Consider the following 13,941-nt stretch of genomic DNA (forward strand, 5'->3'; position numbering starts at 1 on the left):
CGACAGCGTGGTCAGTCACCTGAAAATCGTCGAAGCCGCGGCGGCACGCCTCGCCCAAAGCCGGGTGATCGGAAAACCTGCTTTGTCATCCTGGCAGGCGCTGCTCGACTACTGCATGGCGGCGATGGCGCGGGCACCCGCTGAAGAATTTCGCGTATTATTCCTGGATCGCAAGAATGTCCTGATCGCCGATGAAGTGCAGGCGCGCGGCACCGTCGATCACACGCCCGTCTATCCGCGCGAGATCGTCAAACGCGCCTTGGAACACAGTGCCTCTGCCATCATCCTGGTGCACAACTATCCTAGCGCCTACCCTACTGCACGCCGTCCTACTTCGACCTACGCTAATCTACGCTTCGTTGCATAAGTCTCCGTGGTTGAGAGTGATCCGTAGCGAACAACCGCGATCTCAAGCGGCTGTAATTTCAACAGAAAATCTACCCACACAGCCTGGAGGTGACGTGGTTTTGGGCGCCGTATTCTTTAACCAGCGGTCGGCCATGTCCGGCTATAGCCGGCCGCAACAAATTTCGACGAGCATCCGCACTGTAGATCTTTCGTCCTTGCGGCGCGGCGGGCTTTAAATAGGAGCGTATTGACCCGAACGGCATTTTTTACTGCACCATCTGCGAATACCGGTACTACGGCTTTTAGATATTCCGCACAGAGCAGCGCTCCTGCCAGAACGGACACGAACCCAATGGACGGGTCAGGTTCTTCCTCAAAAGCTTCAGCGGCGCCATCCGACGCCTTACTACACGCCACAGGTGCGCGCGCCTGATGACACAGCCCACAGGCCAAACCGTCGTTTAGGACATGGCGGGACACCGACAACAGGAAGTCATTGGTGCCGGCAGTAAGAAGCACTCTTGGAAGGCGATCGTACTGAACCGCCCGACGGCCTTCATATTTATCGACACAAGAGACCACCCATTCATAGTTCTTGGGATCGCTATGTTCGGGTCGCTCAACGAACGCCTGCCACTGGTCGGGGTAGGTGCGCAGCCCGAGATTCGGATCGCTCAACCATTGTTCCAGGACGTCGATCTTCAACCGCGTGATGTCCGTCAAAATCGCCAAGATGCAGCGATTGAGATTGGTATCGTCCAGCACATCGTGGTCCGCCAGATGCACGCCGCCCGAGGACCGGATAGTGGCCGCGCTTCCCAGGGTATACAGAAAGGCCATGCCCACCGCGCCCGCGCCGGCGACATAGCTCTTGGGAAGATCGAACGGGCCAAATGCGGGATTGGGACCGTCGAGTCCGATCCGGTGATCATAGGCCGAGAAGACAAGGCTTGTGTAGGAGGAGGCGTCCCTTAGCGGGTACAGCAATTTGTAGACCGCTGCGGTCCCCAGACAAGCGGCAATGATCGCGCCCAGCGGGTTGTCGTCCGGTTCTAAGCCGCGCCACCGATCGTCATTGAGGAAAACCCGCCAGCCATTTGCGCCTATGGCGATGCTCCTGCCGTCCATGCGCGCGGCACCGCCGATTCGCACGAACACCCATTCGGGGGCGTCCCCTTCCGGGTAGCCCTCCGCAATGCGGTAGTGGTTCGGATTAAGATCGGCAAGCAGGTGCAGTGATGCCAGCCGGAGATTCGTTTCCTTGTTGGGAATCAGAACGTGAGATAGGCGCTCGATCCCCGGATCAATTACGAGCCGGAATTCTTCGATGCCTTTGTACAGGCGTGCTAGGAGATTGATCGTCAGCGCCCAGGCGATCTGGCCGGTTCGGCTTCGCAGAAAGGCCGGATCACCTTCAATGACCACTTTCGACTTCGCATGTCCTGCAAACGACGCGGCATGTCGGCGATGAAGACGCTCGTGGCGGTCGGCGAGATTGTCCAAAAGGTTCATAGCGAACTCCCGGCGTCGCCGACGACCCTCAGCCTTTGCCAGTCGGCCGCCAACCACTCTATCCAGTCGCCGTCCCTATTGCATTCCACCATGCAGAATTTCGTTAGATCGGCCCAGTTCACGTTTGCGAAGTTTGGGATAACGAGATTCAGTGCGCCTTGCTGCTTGTTGAGCGCACTGACAGCATCCCATTCCGAGAAGTACGCGCGCTGCGGATGACTGTGAATCTGTGTCAGAAGGAGCAAGTTGCGCGGGCGAACGAGGCGACGCACGGCGCGCATCGCCTCAGCCGAGATAGCATAGTTCTGCGGCCGGTTTTGCTGCTCCGGCCGAATGGCTTCAACGACGGTGCACATGCCGTCCGCCAAAACCTCGCCATACCACAGGACGCATCCCTCGACGCTGTTCGCGCGGAAGGGTTCAAATAGTCTCCGCGTCTCGCCAACGATCCTTTCGGAGACCTGCAGCGCGGTGATGATTTTCGGGAGCTCGCTCATGGCTGTTTGCGGTAGCCCTTATAGTGTGTGCTGCTGATCGCGCGCTGGACCATCGCCACGACGCCCACCACGTTGTGCCGTTCCTGGTCCCACTTCTTGGGATCGTCCGCGGCAAGAGCCCCGTGTGTTTCCGTGAATTCATGGGTCCATTGAAAGCAGAGATAGGACTTCGCCGGCTCGGCCGCGTTGATCTGGACATTGATCCAGGGATTGCCGTCGATGTTTGGCCACCAGCGCTCAAATTCTTCGGCTGCGCCGATGGCTCGGGTCTCAGGATTGACGAAGGTGACGCCAGGTTGCTCGTGCGGGTAGTAGTTGAAGGTCAGGCGCAGAAGATATTTGTGCAACACCTCCGGCGATCCGAAGTGGCGCTGCATCTCGACGTAGCAGATCCCGTTGGCCTCATCCCAATCGACCTTCCAGCCGTGACGGCGGGCATGCTCGCCGTCACGAAGGAGGGGCAAATGTTCTTCCAGCGCGGCGCGCGTGATCGCCGACAAATCCATCGCGTTACGCGCCGGAGGTGGGCGGGATCACCTCGAAGGACAGCTTCGGGCCGAACTCATGCACCAGCTTCTTCACCGGCTCCGAGAAACGCGACCGCGGGAAGTCCTTTTCGTTGACCTCGAAGGTGTCCTGGTCGGTCGGCTTCTGGCCGAACTCCTTGTACACCAGCTTGAAGACCTCGCCCGCCGTGTCCGTCACCGGGATCTTGGCCGGCTTGCTCGCGCCGGTTCCGCCCCAGATCAGGGTCACTTCGATATTGTGGTGCTCGGCTTCCTCCAGCCGGGCCTCGGCACGCTGGAGATCTTCGCTGCCCTCCGCGAGTTCCTTGGTGGCCTCGCTGATCTTGTGTTCGGCCTTCTGGATATCGGCACGCGCCGCTTCGATGTCGGGATCATCGCCCCCCGAGCCGGGCTTGAAGTTGTCGGTGGTCATTGCTGTCGCGCCTTTCACGCTGGAGACGCGCCCATAATCGGCAGGCGCGAGGAGGAACCTGCGTCATCCTGGGCCAATTGTCAAATGTAATGCATTACTATTGTGTAATGTTTTTAATACACACGTTGTCGCGTGTGCTTGTGGTTGACATTCCGCCGATTGCGGATTCTGGTGCGGCTATGATTGCTTTGGACGTTTATCCGCTACTGGGCCGCGCCGTAGCCAAGCGCCGAGAGCAACTTCAACTCACTCAGGCCGAAGTCGCTTCCAGGATCGGGCTCACCCGCGCCTCCCTCGCCAATATCGAAACCGGGCGCCAGAAGGTTCTTCTGCATCACATCTATCTGCTCGCCGAAGCCCTGGGCCTCTCATCCATCTTGGACTTGGTGCCGGCCGCGTTTGAAGGCGGCGTCCGTGACGAGCCGCTCGCGCTCAACATCAAAGTCACGCCGGCGCAGAAGGCACAATTGCAGAGTCTTGTGCGTCAGGCGATGGCGACCGGACCGTCCGATAAGAGACAGCCATGAGCCGTCCCGACGTGCAGGCCGCCCGCCGCGCCGCCACGATTCTGATTGAACAATTCAAGATCGCCGCCCCACCCGTTCCCGTAGAGCAGATTGCCCGTCGCCTCGGCATCAAAATCCAGTTCGCGCCATTCGACGGCGATCTCTCCGGGATGGCGTTTATCAAGGATGGCGTTCCCATCATCGGCGTCAACTCGCTGCATCATCCCAATCGCCAGCGATTCACGCTGGCTCATGAGCTTGCACACATCCAACTCCATCGCCCACAGATCGAAGCCCAGGTCCATGTCGACAATGGCTCACTACGTCGCGATGCCCTAGCCGCGGAAGGCGTCGATCCGACGGAAATCGAAGCCAATGCCTTCGCCTCGGAAATCTTGATTCCAGCACTCCTGCTGAAGACCGCGCTGGGCGGTCGGACCATAGATCTGGAAGATGACGCCATGATTGCCGCGCTCGCCAAAAAATTCAAAGTGAGCGAAGCGGCTATGCGTTTCAGGTTCCAATAGGTAGTCGAGGCCCCGGTCGTGAGCTTCGTCATTTACGATGTGGAAACAACTGGGACCCACGCGCAGTTCGACCAGATTCTTCAATTCGCCGCCATTCGTGCGAGTACCGACCTGGAAATAGAAGAGCCGTTCGAAACGCGATCGCGCCTTCTCCCCCATGTCGTGCCGGCACCCGGCGCCCTACTGGTCAATCGCTTGGGCATTGATGACATCCTCGATGGAGGACGGAGGTCGCACTATGAGATGATGCGCGAAATCCGCGAGACCGTCGGCGCTTGGTGCCCCAGCACATTCCTGGGATACAATTCCATTCGCTTCGACGAAGAGTTTCTGCGGCACGGTTTCTATCAATGCCTTATGCCACCTTATCTGACGAATACGTCCGGCAACACGCGAGCAGATATTCTCAGTCTCATGCGCGCCTGCGCCGCCCTCTGTCCGGGCGTCCTTCGGGTTCCCTTGGGTGAAACCGGCAGTCCAATCTTTGCGTTGCATTCCCTCGCGAAGGCGAACGGGTTTTCTGGTGACTCCGCTCATGAGGCAATGGCCGACGTTCAAGCAGCCCACTTTCTTTGCAAGCTCGTGGCGCGTGACGCGGATGGCCTGTGGTCGCGCTTCCTACGCTATTCCCAGAAAGCGTCTGTATTGGATTTCATGAGCGAGCAAATCGCCTTTCTCGTTTTTGAACCCACAGCGCAGCGTGCCAGTTTTGTCGTTTCCAGAATCGGAGAAAGTATCAAGCGGCCCAACACCCATTTCTGTCTCAATCTCGCCAGCGATATCGACGCCTTGGCCATACTCTCACCCGATGGGCTAGTGTCCCATCTTGGTCGCGCGCCAGAGACTGTGAGACGGGTCAGAGCAAACGCCGCGCCGATGCTATGTGAGTTGCTCGATGCCCCGGCTACCGTACTGAATGCGCCGCCAGAAGATTTTGTCCGGTCTGCGCAGCGACTACACGACGACATCGATTTCAAGCAAAGGCTACTAGCCGCGAGCGAAGCGCTGTTGCCGACATATCCGCCATCACCGCACGTTGAACAGCAATTGTACGAACAAGGCTTCTGGTCCGACGACGACAGAGACACGCTCGCTCGCTATCACGATGCAGGTTGGCCAGAACGACCGAAGATCGCTGGTGGGTTGAAAGACGGACGTTTGCGCCGGCTGGCGCAACGCCTGGCATTTGTTGAGCAACCTGAGCTTCTGACAGTGTCGCAACGTAGCCGGCTCGCTATAGACCTGCGCCAACGCGTAGCAGTCGAAAGCGATCCACCCGTTCCTTGGATGACAGCCCCACGGGCAATGGTGGAAATCGATCGGCTCGTTATAGAAGCAGGTGCCAACGATAGAGCCATTCTGCTTCGCTATCGGGAGCATCTGACCGGTTTGTTGTCGGGTTGAGCGGGCGGCGGTGAAAAGTGGGGCGATTTTGTTCGAGCACTGCAAGCACCACCAACTCAAGAGAGCGGCTTGAGACTCGTCCACAGCGCTGATTCGGTTCGCCATCCGGTTCGACGGCTGGAACCGACTTGCCGTAACCCGTTGATATTTAACGGGTTGACGCATATGTTCACTATATGTTCTCTATCCATACGTATCGGATGCGCGCTTTTGAAAGACTGTTTGGACCAAGAATAGGCGTTACCTTACCGGCACACGGGAGACGACAAGGTCATGAATTTGCTTGCACCGGCGACTAGTGGGCCAGCCACGGCTGCGATTTCGCCAAGGGTCGAACTGGGCGCCTATGAAGCCTTGTGGCTGAAGCAGGGAACGACCTTCAAGAGCGTTGCGGAACTGTTCGCACGCGATCCCGCCGCCCTCCCGTCTGATTTCATTTCGCGCGGCGAAGCAGAGGAATGCGCAACAGAGACCTTGGCGCTCCTCAAGCAACGCAACGTGCATCGCTTCGGAATACGGGTTCACCATGCCGGCGACTATCCCGGAAAACTGCGCGATGCAAAATACCCCGTAGAAATGCTTTACTATCGCGGCGCATGGGAGTTGACCGAAACCAAGTGTGTTGCCGTCGTTGGCACGCGCAACCCGACGCCTGACGGCATTCAGCGCGCCGACAGGTTGGCGCGCGAACTGGTGGCTCGCGACTATACGGTAGTTTCTGGGCTGGCAGCCGGCATCGATACTGCGGCCCATACCGGGGCATTGGAAGCTAAGGGGCGTACCATCGCGGTTATTGGGACGCCGCTGGGTGTCGTTTATCCGAAGGAGAACGCTCAGCTTCAAGAACGGATTGCCGCGGATTTCACCGTCATATCGCAAGTGCCAGTTCTGCGTTATGAGCGCCAAAAAGTCCCGCAGAACCGATTGTTCTTTCCGGAACGCAATGTGACGATGAGTGCGCTCACGGAGGCGACCATTATCGTTGAAGCTGGCGAGACGTCAGGCACTCTCGTCCAAGCGCGCGCCGCCCTGCACCAAGGTCGCAAACTTTTCATTCTAGACTCGTGTTTTCTTCGCAGCGACCTCACTTGGCCCCAAAGATTCGCTGACCAGGGTGCAATCAGAGTTCGCACGCCTGACGATATTTGGAAGCACCTTGCCTAATTACTTCACGAAAATCGATGAAACGACGATAGAGGACCATGCGCGGCTAAATGCGGCGGATGAGATTCTTTATCTGTTCGAATACGTTTCAGGCCGGGACTACACCTTTGGCTCTACCAACAGCCTCATCTCCAACTTGAAGAAGAAGCCGAGCCTCAAAGGTTCGGCACAGTACAAATACAAGTTGCGCGCCATGAAAGAGTGTTCTGGATTCCTTTCGGAAGCGATTAACGCCGCGTGGCTTAAGGGCGCGACGTTGGTGCCGATTCCCCCGTCCAAAGCCCCAGATCACCCTGAATTTGACGACCGGATAGCCCGTATTTGCCGAGCTATCCCTGCGGACTTCGATGTCGATGTACGAGAGCTGATCGTACAGACGACCTCAACCGAAGCTGCTCATGAAAGCAATAACCGGCCTACGGTCGAAGACCTCTTAGAGATCTACGAAATTGACGAAGACCTAGCTGACCCACCTCCAAAGCGCATAGCTATTGTGGATGACGTCCTGACCGCGGGAACCCATTACCGGGCGATGCACACGGTGTTACGGGAGCGATTTCCGGGAATTCCTATTGTCGGCATGTTCATCGCGCGACGGATTTTCCCTCAGATAGACCCTGCTGAGGACTTTGACGATCTAGTCTAACTCTAGTGCTGTCCCTGCCGTCGAGCTGTTAGCCGGGGCAATAAGGCAGAAGCGACTGCTGTGCGCGACCCCAATTTACTCGGAAGAGGCATTCTCCGACGCTGCCGCGTGATCGATCTTTTGGAACTTCGGCAGGATCTGATGGTGATCGAGGCATTCGTAAATCGCCTCGATGGAAGTCGTGGCGAAGTACCCGAGTTCGGCTGGCAGATTGTCGCCAAGCAGACTTTGAGTGATGACTCCCAAAGCAAATCCATATTCGGATATTGCGACGCCACCACTAAATCCACCGCGAGGAATTGCTAACAGAATGAAGTGAACTGGCGATTTGGTGGAGCGCAAATCTACCACGGCATTCACCTGGGCCTTTGCCGCAATAAGGATCGGGGCCGTCGTGAACGGGATTGGCGGGTAGCCCAGTAGGAGAACATCCGTGGTTTCGAAGTCTCCCTCGCCGATCCAATCATCGTAGTGGCCGCCAAGCGTCACATAAGGCGCACCGGGCGCCATGCCATCGACGCGAAACGCGGCAACATCTACGGACGCTTCCGGATGAAAATATGGGCCGCCGGTCAGGGTCATAGCACCATCAAAATCTAGTGTGACCTGCTGTGACTCCTTGGTGATAGTATAGCTACCATCCTTGCCTTTCGGGTAAAGCGAAGACCGGTAGAAGAGACGAGGATTTGTTACCCGAACCTCAGTGATCGTTGCGTTTTCCAGAACGTGGCGAGCCGTGACGAATATTCCCTCGCCAATGTGGAATGCACTGCCAATACCAGGTTCGCCATTTTTTTCGATGGCCACATAAGCCATGCAGCAGCCGTGCTGCAGGTAAAGGTCGCGAAAGTCCGAATGTGCCATTGGCCATAGCCTCAGAAAAATTAAAGCCCGCTACCCAACCCTTCGAATCGCTCAACACTTTCAACGCGAAGCAAGATTCAATATTTTGCACTAATTCAGCCGCTGGGCACGATGCAATCAGGCTTGGTAGTGCCTGAGGCCTGTGCGGGTTAGCCCACAGCGTTATCCGATTCCGTAATCTTCTGAAACTCAGATAGCAATTCCTGCTGATGTTGCGCGAGGTAACGAACGACACGTGCGTTACCGAGTAGTCTATTGACATACCCCTTTGCCAGCACAAGATCGAGATGATCAGTCCCATAGGATTGTTCCGCAATCTTGAACTCTCGCTCAAGATTGACGGATTCATGCTCCATCAATGCCAGCTGCTCGTTACTCAACCCCTTAGGTGCTTTCGGCTTTCCAGGGTCGACGAGTTGCGATTGCGGCGTTGCCGCGAGGAGTGAATCGGCATAGCTAACGGTGTACTTATTCATTGCGATCATGAGATCCGCAGCTTCAATTTGGCGCAGTGGTATCATTTTCTTAAGTGCTGCAAATGCTTTGACCGTTACGTGTTTGTCCTTAAGTAATTCAACTGCCTCTGGACATATCCCAGCAAGTAACTGCTTCTTCACCTGCAACGTCTTCACGTCAATATTGAGCGCCTTGGCAATGCGCGCGTCTGAAGCCCCTCGCTCGATCGCCTTCAGAATCATCCGGTGCTCTTGGATGATAGCAAGACGATTCACGCGTTTATTATAAGTGTATCCTTCATCATCCGTAGAAATCAGGCAGCCGACTTCTGCCGCTCCTATTTCTTTCAGTATTTCGACTCGAAGATGGCCGTCGAGCAGAAGATACTTTCCAGGTGATTCCCGATCGCGCGCTATAACAGGCGGTTCGATAATTCCGACTTCGCGGATAGAAGTCGCGATTTGGAGATATTTGGGGGTCCTCCTAAGAGCTGCAGAAACCAGCTTCAAAGGCTGGATGTCGGAGATGGCGACACGGATGCCGATTTCCTCGAAGGCAATTTTCACGGCGGCACCTGAAGTTCTACGACCAGTCATGTGACACCCCCCATTTGAAGTCGTTCTCCGAGATTCCGAGGGAGCGTATCCAACCCTTCCGCTCGCAACAGAGTGACGAAATTTTCGTCGGCAAAAAGTGTGCGCAACCCCTCTGTCACGAACAGCAGATATCCGCGCGTCGTGTCTGCTTTGCGTACGAGCCGACGCTTTTTGTCTGTATCATCGCGATAGGTTCGAAGGAGCCGGTCAACCGACAATGGACGCCCCCTAGCGCGGTCTGTTGATTTGCGTCCTTTTCCTCGGAGGCGTCGCTGTTCTACCAATCGCTTGACGGCAATAAGTTTTTGGCCTCGGAGGAGCTTATTCTCGTAAGCCTGCTGTAAGACACTCTGGACTTCGACGTCGTCGGCCATTGCGATCTCGACGGCGACGCTGACAGGGACGTGCCCGGCTTCAACGGCGCGCAGGAGGCGATGTTCCCCGGTCTTGAGGAGGCGTAAGACATTACGCACATATTCCACGGTGAGGCCGGTTTTTCCTGCAATGTCGCTGTCACGATATCCGCGTTGCTTTAGGCCCTCGATATCGTGCAAGAGGTCAATGGCGCGATGCTGGCGCCTGGCGAGGTTTTCAACCAAACTCATGACGAGACAATCCTCAGGATCTGCCTCGACAACTAAGGCTGGAATCTCCTTCTGGCCCAGGGATTGATAGGCTTCCAATCGGCCCTGCCCGCATACCAAATCGTATCGCGGCCCATCTGGATGATTACGCATCGCTACAGTAATAGGTCGCTTTAAGCCTATCTCGGCGATATTGCAGACAACTTCCCTGAAGGTTTTCTTGTTCCGCGCCCTGGGATTAATGACCGTGATACTGTCAACGGGTATTACCCGGACTTCCGGAGCAGACTGCGTTTGCATCAGGCGACCTCCAATAGGTTGGTTCTAGCCGCCATGACAAACAGCGGCTCTAACGTTTCAAATCTGTAGCAGTCCAGCGAGGTGCCATTGTGCTCAGCCAATCTCAATTGAGGGAGACTCATATCGAGCCTGGGCAAAAGGTAATAGTCGAGAACGGACCGGTTCAATCGCTCCATGCGGACGGCGATCGTTACGTCTGGCGATAAGCTAGTATCGAAACGGACATTCCATCGAAGCGATCCAGCATTGGTATGCAGGCAGCGTACGATGGCGACCGACGCCGTGAATTCTCTATTAATTGTGAGAATGTCGGTTGCTGGGTCTTGGGCGACATTGCCGCCCGCGCTCAAAATGCCAGCTATCGTATCTGCCACGACATCGGGATGCATGGCGCGTAGCGCCCGATTGATCTCTATATACTGATAATCTCGATCGGGTGAGAACCCAACGAGTCGGTATGCGCGCAACAAACTGCCGAAGCGGCTCTGATAAGCGCTGCTCGATGGCAATTGGTCTGCTTCATCAATAACGATACCGGAGAGATACCCGCGCGACGAAAACAAAGCCTGCAGGGAGCCCAGCATCTCGGCGTCCGAGAGCTTGTGGGAGCGCCGGCGTATTATAGTTTGTGCTGTGTCGAATAGAGAGCGATCAACGATACTATCGAATGCCCCTTCCGAACGAATCCACATATCTGGCCCGTTTCGGACCCGCTTCTTTTTCAGCTTGAATGAAGATTTATTCCAGACATTGTTACCTATGTATTTCTCGTTGATTAAGACCTGATGGATTGTTCCGCGAGTCCAAGGGCGCCCTAGATCAGTTGGGACCCCCTTCTCGTTAAGCAGCCTTGCGATCTCTCGCTCGGACTTTCCGTCTTGCGCAAAAGTTCGATAAATCCAACGGATGACTTCGATTTCGTCAGGTGGTCCAGGCGCCAGCACAACCCGATCTGTCTGCAGGCTCTTTTGTTCGCCGCGAACCAAATTAGTCTTGATCGCACCGTTCTGGTCGATGAGTTGGCGGCGAAGGCCGAATCCGGGCGGACCACCCTGACGGTATCCCAACTCGATCAATCGGCATTGGCCTGTAAATACTTTGGCCGACAGCTCACGGCTATACTCGCCAGCCATGGCACGCTTCACACCCTTAACAATGGTGGAGACGGGACTTCCGTCGTTCTCGAACTGCTCGGCGCAATATTGAACGAAGATGCCCGCACGCTTGCAGATGTACTCGTAATAAGCACTTTCATCCGCATCTTGGAAGCGCCCCCAACGACTGACGTCGTAGACAAGGATCGTCGTGAAATTCGCTCTCTTGCCTTCAACGTCGGCGATTAATTGCTTCAATGCATCACGCCCCTCGATGCTGAGACCGCTTTTGCCGGCATCTGCATAAGTGCGAACAATCTCAATACCCCGGCGAGCCGCATATTCGCGAATCGCATCCGATTGGTTTTCGGTCGAATATTTTTGATGCTCGGTCGACATTCGAACGTACTCAGCCGCGTATATTTTCTTATCGCGCGGCGCTTCTCGCGTACCGTTTGTGTCACCCCGATCCGGCAATCCGAAGCCCCTTGTCGCAAACCAGCGCACACCTGCGACAATCGGCGTTCGGGCTTTTGGAACCCGATCGCCATGCCCGTGCCTCAGACCACAGTCTAAGCATGGAGAGGCGGAAACATGTTTCCGAAAAAGGGCACAACTTTTCCTAAAGTAAAATTCCGCCAACAATCTGATGAGCCATACGCTAAGATGATTTCGACGGCGCTGCGTGAGGAACTGGGCGAAACACATCGCGCTGCAAAAACAGTGATGCGATGGACCGGCGCTAATGAGCGAACTGTCAGAAACTGGCTATCGGGGACCAAAGGGCCAAGCGGGGAATATCTTGTCACAATCATCCGTCATTCAGACTCAGTATTTGACGCGCTACTCCATCGGGCGGGACGTGATAAGAATATTTTCGGGGGAAGACTTACCGAAGCGCGCGAGGGCGTGCGTGCGCTACTTACTGCGCTGGATCGCCTTGTCGATGCCGAATAAATGCTTTGAACGGTCGGAACAGAAACAAATGCGTTATGCTTGAGCAGTTTCTTACTGTCCAGGAAATGGCCACACGTTATCGCGAGCTCATCTGCGTGGGTACGTTGTCGAACTGGAGGGCCAAGAGAATTGGGCCGCCATTTCTTAAAATAGGTAGAGCTATCCTTTACCCGCTCGCGGACTTACAGGCGTGGGAGCGGGAGAACCTCGTGAGCAGCCGTGGTTCAAAACGCATCATGCAGAGGGAGCTTGAGCGAGCATGAGGCAGAGTGAAAAACACGCGCGAGCATTTTATACTGGCCCCCGTTACAGCCCCCGACGCAATTCTCGCTTTGAATTTATCATAGATAGATCAAATGGTTGCGTGAGGTGTGCGCACAGATGCACAATCATCCCAGCGGCGATCCCACACCGTCCAAGGCCGACATCACCATGACACGGGAGATTGCGGCGGCGGCGAAAGCGCTGCACATCGCCATCCACGATCATCTGGTGATCGGACGCGGCGGTCATGCCAGCTTCAAAGCGTTGGGGCTTCTCTAACCGATCCGCGCATGGCGTGTCGCCATCCGGTAATCCTTGCGCGGGCCGGTGACGCGCCAGGCCACGACAAAGCAGTCGTCATCCAGCACACGATAACGCCCGCGGTAAATATCCTCGCCGCAATGATGCAGGATGCGCGCCGTTCCAGATGACAGATCGAGATCGTGGAAATGGCTGCCGTCGGCGCGAAAGACCTGTGCGCCGTCGCGGCCGAGCGCGATGCGATAGCGCTGCGATGCGTCCGAGACATGTTCGCCGAACATGAGACTGCCGGTTTCGCTCAGCAACAGACCGTCTGTCACCGTCGTGATCGAAGCGCGGCCTTCAAACTGCCCGCGCAACGCCAAGCGCAAATCGTGAATGCGCCGGGAAAGGCGCCACTCGCCTTTTAGAAATACGCCAAGATCGCGAACCGGCCACGCCATCGCGCGCCGAAATCGGTTCAGCGCGCTTTTGTCTGGAACGCCGAAACCAGTGCCGCCGCCAACCCGCTCTTGAGCAGGGTGGCCAACAGGAAAGGCGTCACGCCCACGGCCAACGCCTTGGTCCAGCCGAACGACACAGCCAACCAGGCGACGCCCGGCACGAACAGAAGGACATGTGCCGCGATCATCGCCAGCGTGGTCGGCGCCAATCCGCGCACGTCGCGCGCAACCCAACCCGCGAACCAGGCCGCCGGGATAAAGCCCAGCAGAAAGCCGCCCGTCGGACCCATCAGATAGGCCGGACCGGCGAGTGCGCCCGCAAACACCGGCAGACCCGTCAGACCTTCGGCCAGATAGGCCAGCACCGTCGCGGCGCCGATCCGGCTGCCGAAGCTGTAGCCGATCAAAAGCACGACCATGCTCTGCATCGTCACCGGAACTGGCCAGAACGGCACCTGCACCTTGGCCGACAGGGCCAGCGCCAGGCTACCGCCCGCGATCATGGCCACGGTCTTGGCCAGTGCGGGCAGGCGCGCGACGTCGAGCGAGCGGGAAGCGTTGGTCATGGCGGGTATCCCG

General features: G+C 56.6%; 18 protein-coding genes. 8 read left to right on the top strand and 10 right to left on the bottom strand.

The genetic code is table 11. The features are described from left to right. A partial coding sequence (locus tag VGN12_16675) for a JAB domain-containing protein (GenBank protein HEY4311088.1) occupies window positions 1-367 on the top strand: 367 nt, incomplete at its 5' end. A gap of 116 nt (window positions 368-483) precedes the next feature. Here VGN12_16675 and VGN12_16680 read toward each other — a convergent pair. Genes VGN12_16680 through VGN12_16695 form a run of 4 tightly spaced genes read right to left on the bottom strand, consistent with a single transcriptional unit; the run spans window position 484 to window position 3,296 of the window. After that, window positions 484-1,860, bottom strand: a complete 1,377-nt coding sequence (locus VGN12_16680; GenBank protein ID HEY4311089.1) for a ThiF family adenylyltransferase — start codon at window positions 1,858-1,860, stop codon at window positions 484-486. After that, entirely contained in the window at window positions 1,857-2,357 is a 501-nt protein-coding gene (locus VGN12_16685; protein HEY4311090.1) for a hypothetical protein, read from the bottom strand. Before VGN12_16685 ends, VGN12_16680 begins: the two co-directional genes overlap by 4 nt. Beyond that, window positions 2,354-2,863: a hypothetical protein gene (locus VGN12_16690; protein ID HEY4311091.1), complete on the bottom strand. Its 510-nt coding sequence runs from the start codon at window positions 2,861-2,863 to the stop codon at window positions 2,354-2,356. The genes VGN12_16685 and VGN12_16690 overlap by 4 nt, the downstream gene beginning before the upstream one ends. Window positions 2,864-2,867: 4 nt before the next feature. After that, entirely contained in the window at window positions 2,868-3,296 is a 429-nt protein-coding gene (locus VGN12_16695) for a hypothetical protein (protein HEY4311092.1), read from the bottom strand. A 179-nt stretch (window positions 3,297-3,475) separates the two neighbouring features. Between VGN12_16695 and VGN12_16700 the strand changes: the two genes are divergently transcribed. The 5 genes from VGN12_16700 to VGN12_16720 all read left to right on the top strand — a co-directional run bounded on the left by VGN12_16700 (window position 3,476) and on the right by VGN12_16720 (window position 7,543). After that, window positions 3,476-3,823, top strand: a complete 348-nt coding sequence (locus tag VGN12_16700; protein ID HEY4311093.1) for a helix-turn-helix transcriptional regulator — start codon at window positions 3,476-3,478, stop codon at window positions 3,821-3,823. Beyond that, the gene (locus VGN12_16705; GenBank protein ID HEY4311094.1) at window positions 3,820-4,329 is read left to right on the top strand and encodes an ImmA/IrrE family metallo-endopeptidase; all 510 of its coding nucleotides are present in this window, start codon (window positions 3,820-3,822) and stop codon (window positions 4,327-4,329) included. The genes VGN12_16700 and VGN12_16705 overlap by 4 nt, the downstream gene beginning before the upstream one ends. 18 nt (window positions 4,330-4,347) lie before the next feature. Next, the gene (locus VGN12_16710; protein HEY4311095.1) at window positions 4,348-5,733 is read left to right on the top strand and encodes an exonuclease domain-containing protein; all 1,386 of its coding nucleotides are present in this window, start codon (window positions 4,348-4,350) and stop codon (window positions 5,731-5,733) included. 354 nt (window positions 5,734-6,087) lie between these two features. After that, entirely contained in the window at window positions 6,088-6,897 is an 810-nt protein-coding gene (locus VGN12_16715; protein HEY4311096.1) for a DNA-processing protein DprA, read from the top strand. After that, the gene (locus VGN12_16720) at window positions 6,890-7,543 is read left to right on the top strand and encodes a hypothetical protein (GenBank protein ID HEY4311097.1); all 654 of its coding nucleotides are present in this window, start codon (window positions 6,890-6,892) and stop codon (window positions 7,541-7,543) included. Before VGN12_16715 ends, VGN12_16720 begins: the two co-directional genes overlap by 8 nt. A gap of 75 nt (window positions 7,544-7,618) precedes the next feature. On the opposite strand, the gene VGN12_16725 is transcribed toward VGN12_16720, so the two are convergent. From VGN12_16725 to VGN12_16740, 4 genes are all read right to left on the bottom strand, one after another. Beyond that, entirely contained in the window at window positions 7,619-8,407 is a 789-nt protein-coding gene (locus VGN12_16725; GenBank protein HEY4311098.1) for a serine protease, read from the bottom strand. 149 nt (window positions 8,408-8,556) lie between these two features. Next, window positions 8,557-9,429, bottom strand: coding sequence for a plasmid partitioning protein RepB C-terminal domain-containing protein (locus tag VGN12_16730; protein HEY4311099.1), 873 nt, complete (start codon window positions 9,427-9,429; stop codon window positions 8,557-8,559). 26 nt (window positions 9,430-9,455) lie between these two features. Continuing rightward, window positions 9,456-10,343 (bottom strand): plasmid partitioning protein RepB C-terminal domain-containing protein, encoded by an 888-nt coding sequence (locus VGN12_16735; protein HEY4311100.1) that lies wholly within the window; start codon window positions 10,341-10,343, stop codon window positions 9,456-9,458. After that, a complete protein-coding gene (locus tag VGN12_16740) occupies window positions 10,343-11,914 on the bottom strand; it encodes a recombinase family protein (GenBank protein ID HEY4311101.1) in 1,572 nt (523 codons plus the stop codon). Before VGN12_16740 ends, VGN12_16735 begins: the two co-directional genes overlap by 1 nt. 117 nt (window positions 11,915-12,031) lie before the next feature. Here VGN12_16740 and VGN12_16745 point away from each other — a divergent pair, with 117 nt between their 5' ends. Both VGN12_16745 and VGN12_16750 read left to right on the top strand, forming a co-directional pair. Beyond that, window positions 12,032-12,394, top strand: a complete 363-nt coding sequence (locus VGN12_16745) for a hypothetical protein (GenBank protein HEY4311102.1) — start codon at window positions 12,032-12,034, stop codon at window positions 12,392-12,394. A 381-nt stretch (window positions 12,395-12,775) separates the two neighbouring features. Further along, a complete protein-coding gene (locus VGN12_16750; GenBank protein HEY4311103.1) occupies window positions 12,776-12,937 on the top strand; it encodes a JAB domain-containing protein in 162 nt (53 codons plus the stop codon). Here the strand turns inward: VGN12_16750 and VGN12_16755 are convergent. Continuing rightward, window positions 12,934-13,362 carry a DUF6314 family protein gene (locus tag VGN12_16755; protein ID HEY4311104.1) on the bottom strand — a complete coding sequence of 143 codons (429 nt, stop codon included), beginning with the start codon at window positions 13,360-13,362 and terminating at the stop codon, window positions 12,934-12,936. The genes VGN12_16750 and VGN12_16755 overlap by 4 nt on opposite strands. Window positions 13,363-13,379: 17 nt before the next feature. Then, window positions 13,380-13,941, bottom strand: a 562-nt coding sequence (locus VGN12_16760) for a biotin transporter BioY (GenBank protein HEY4311105.1), incomplete at its 5' end; no start/stop codon positions are given.

The sequence above is a fragment of the Pirellulales bacterium genome (assembly GCA_036499395.1).
Lineage (GTDB): Bacteria > Planctomycetota > Planctomycetia > Pirellulales > JACPPG01 > JACPPG01.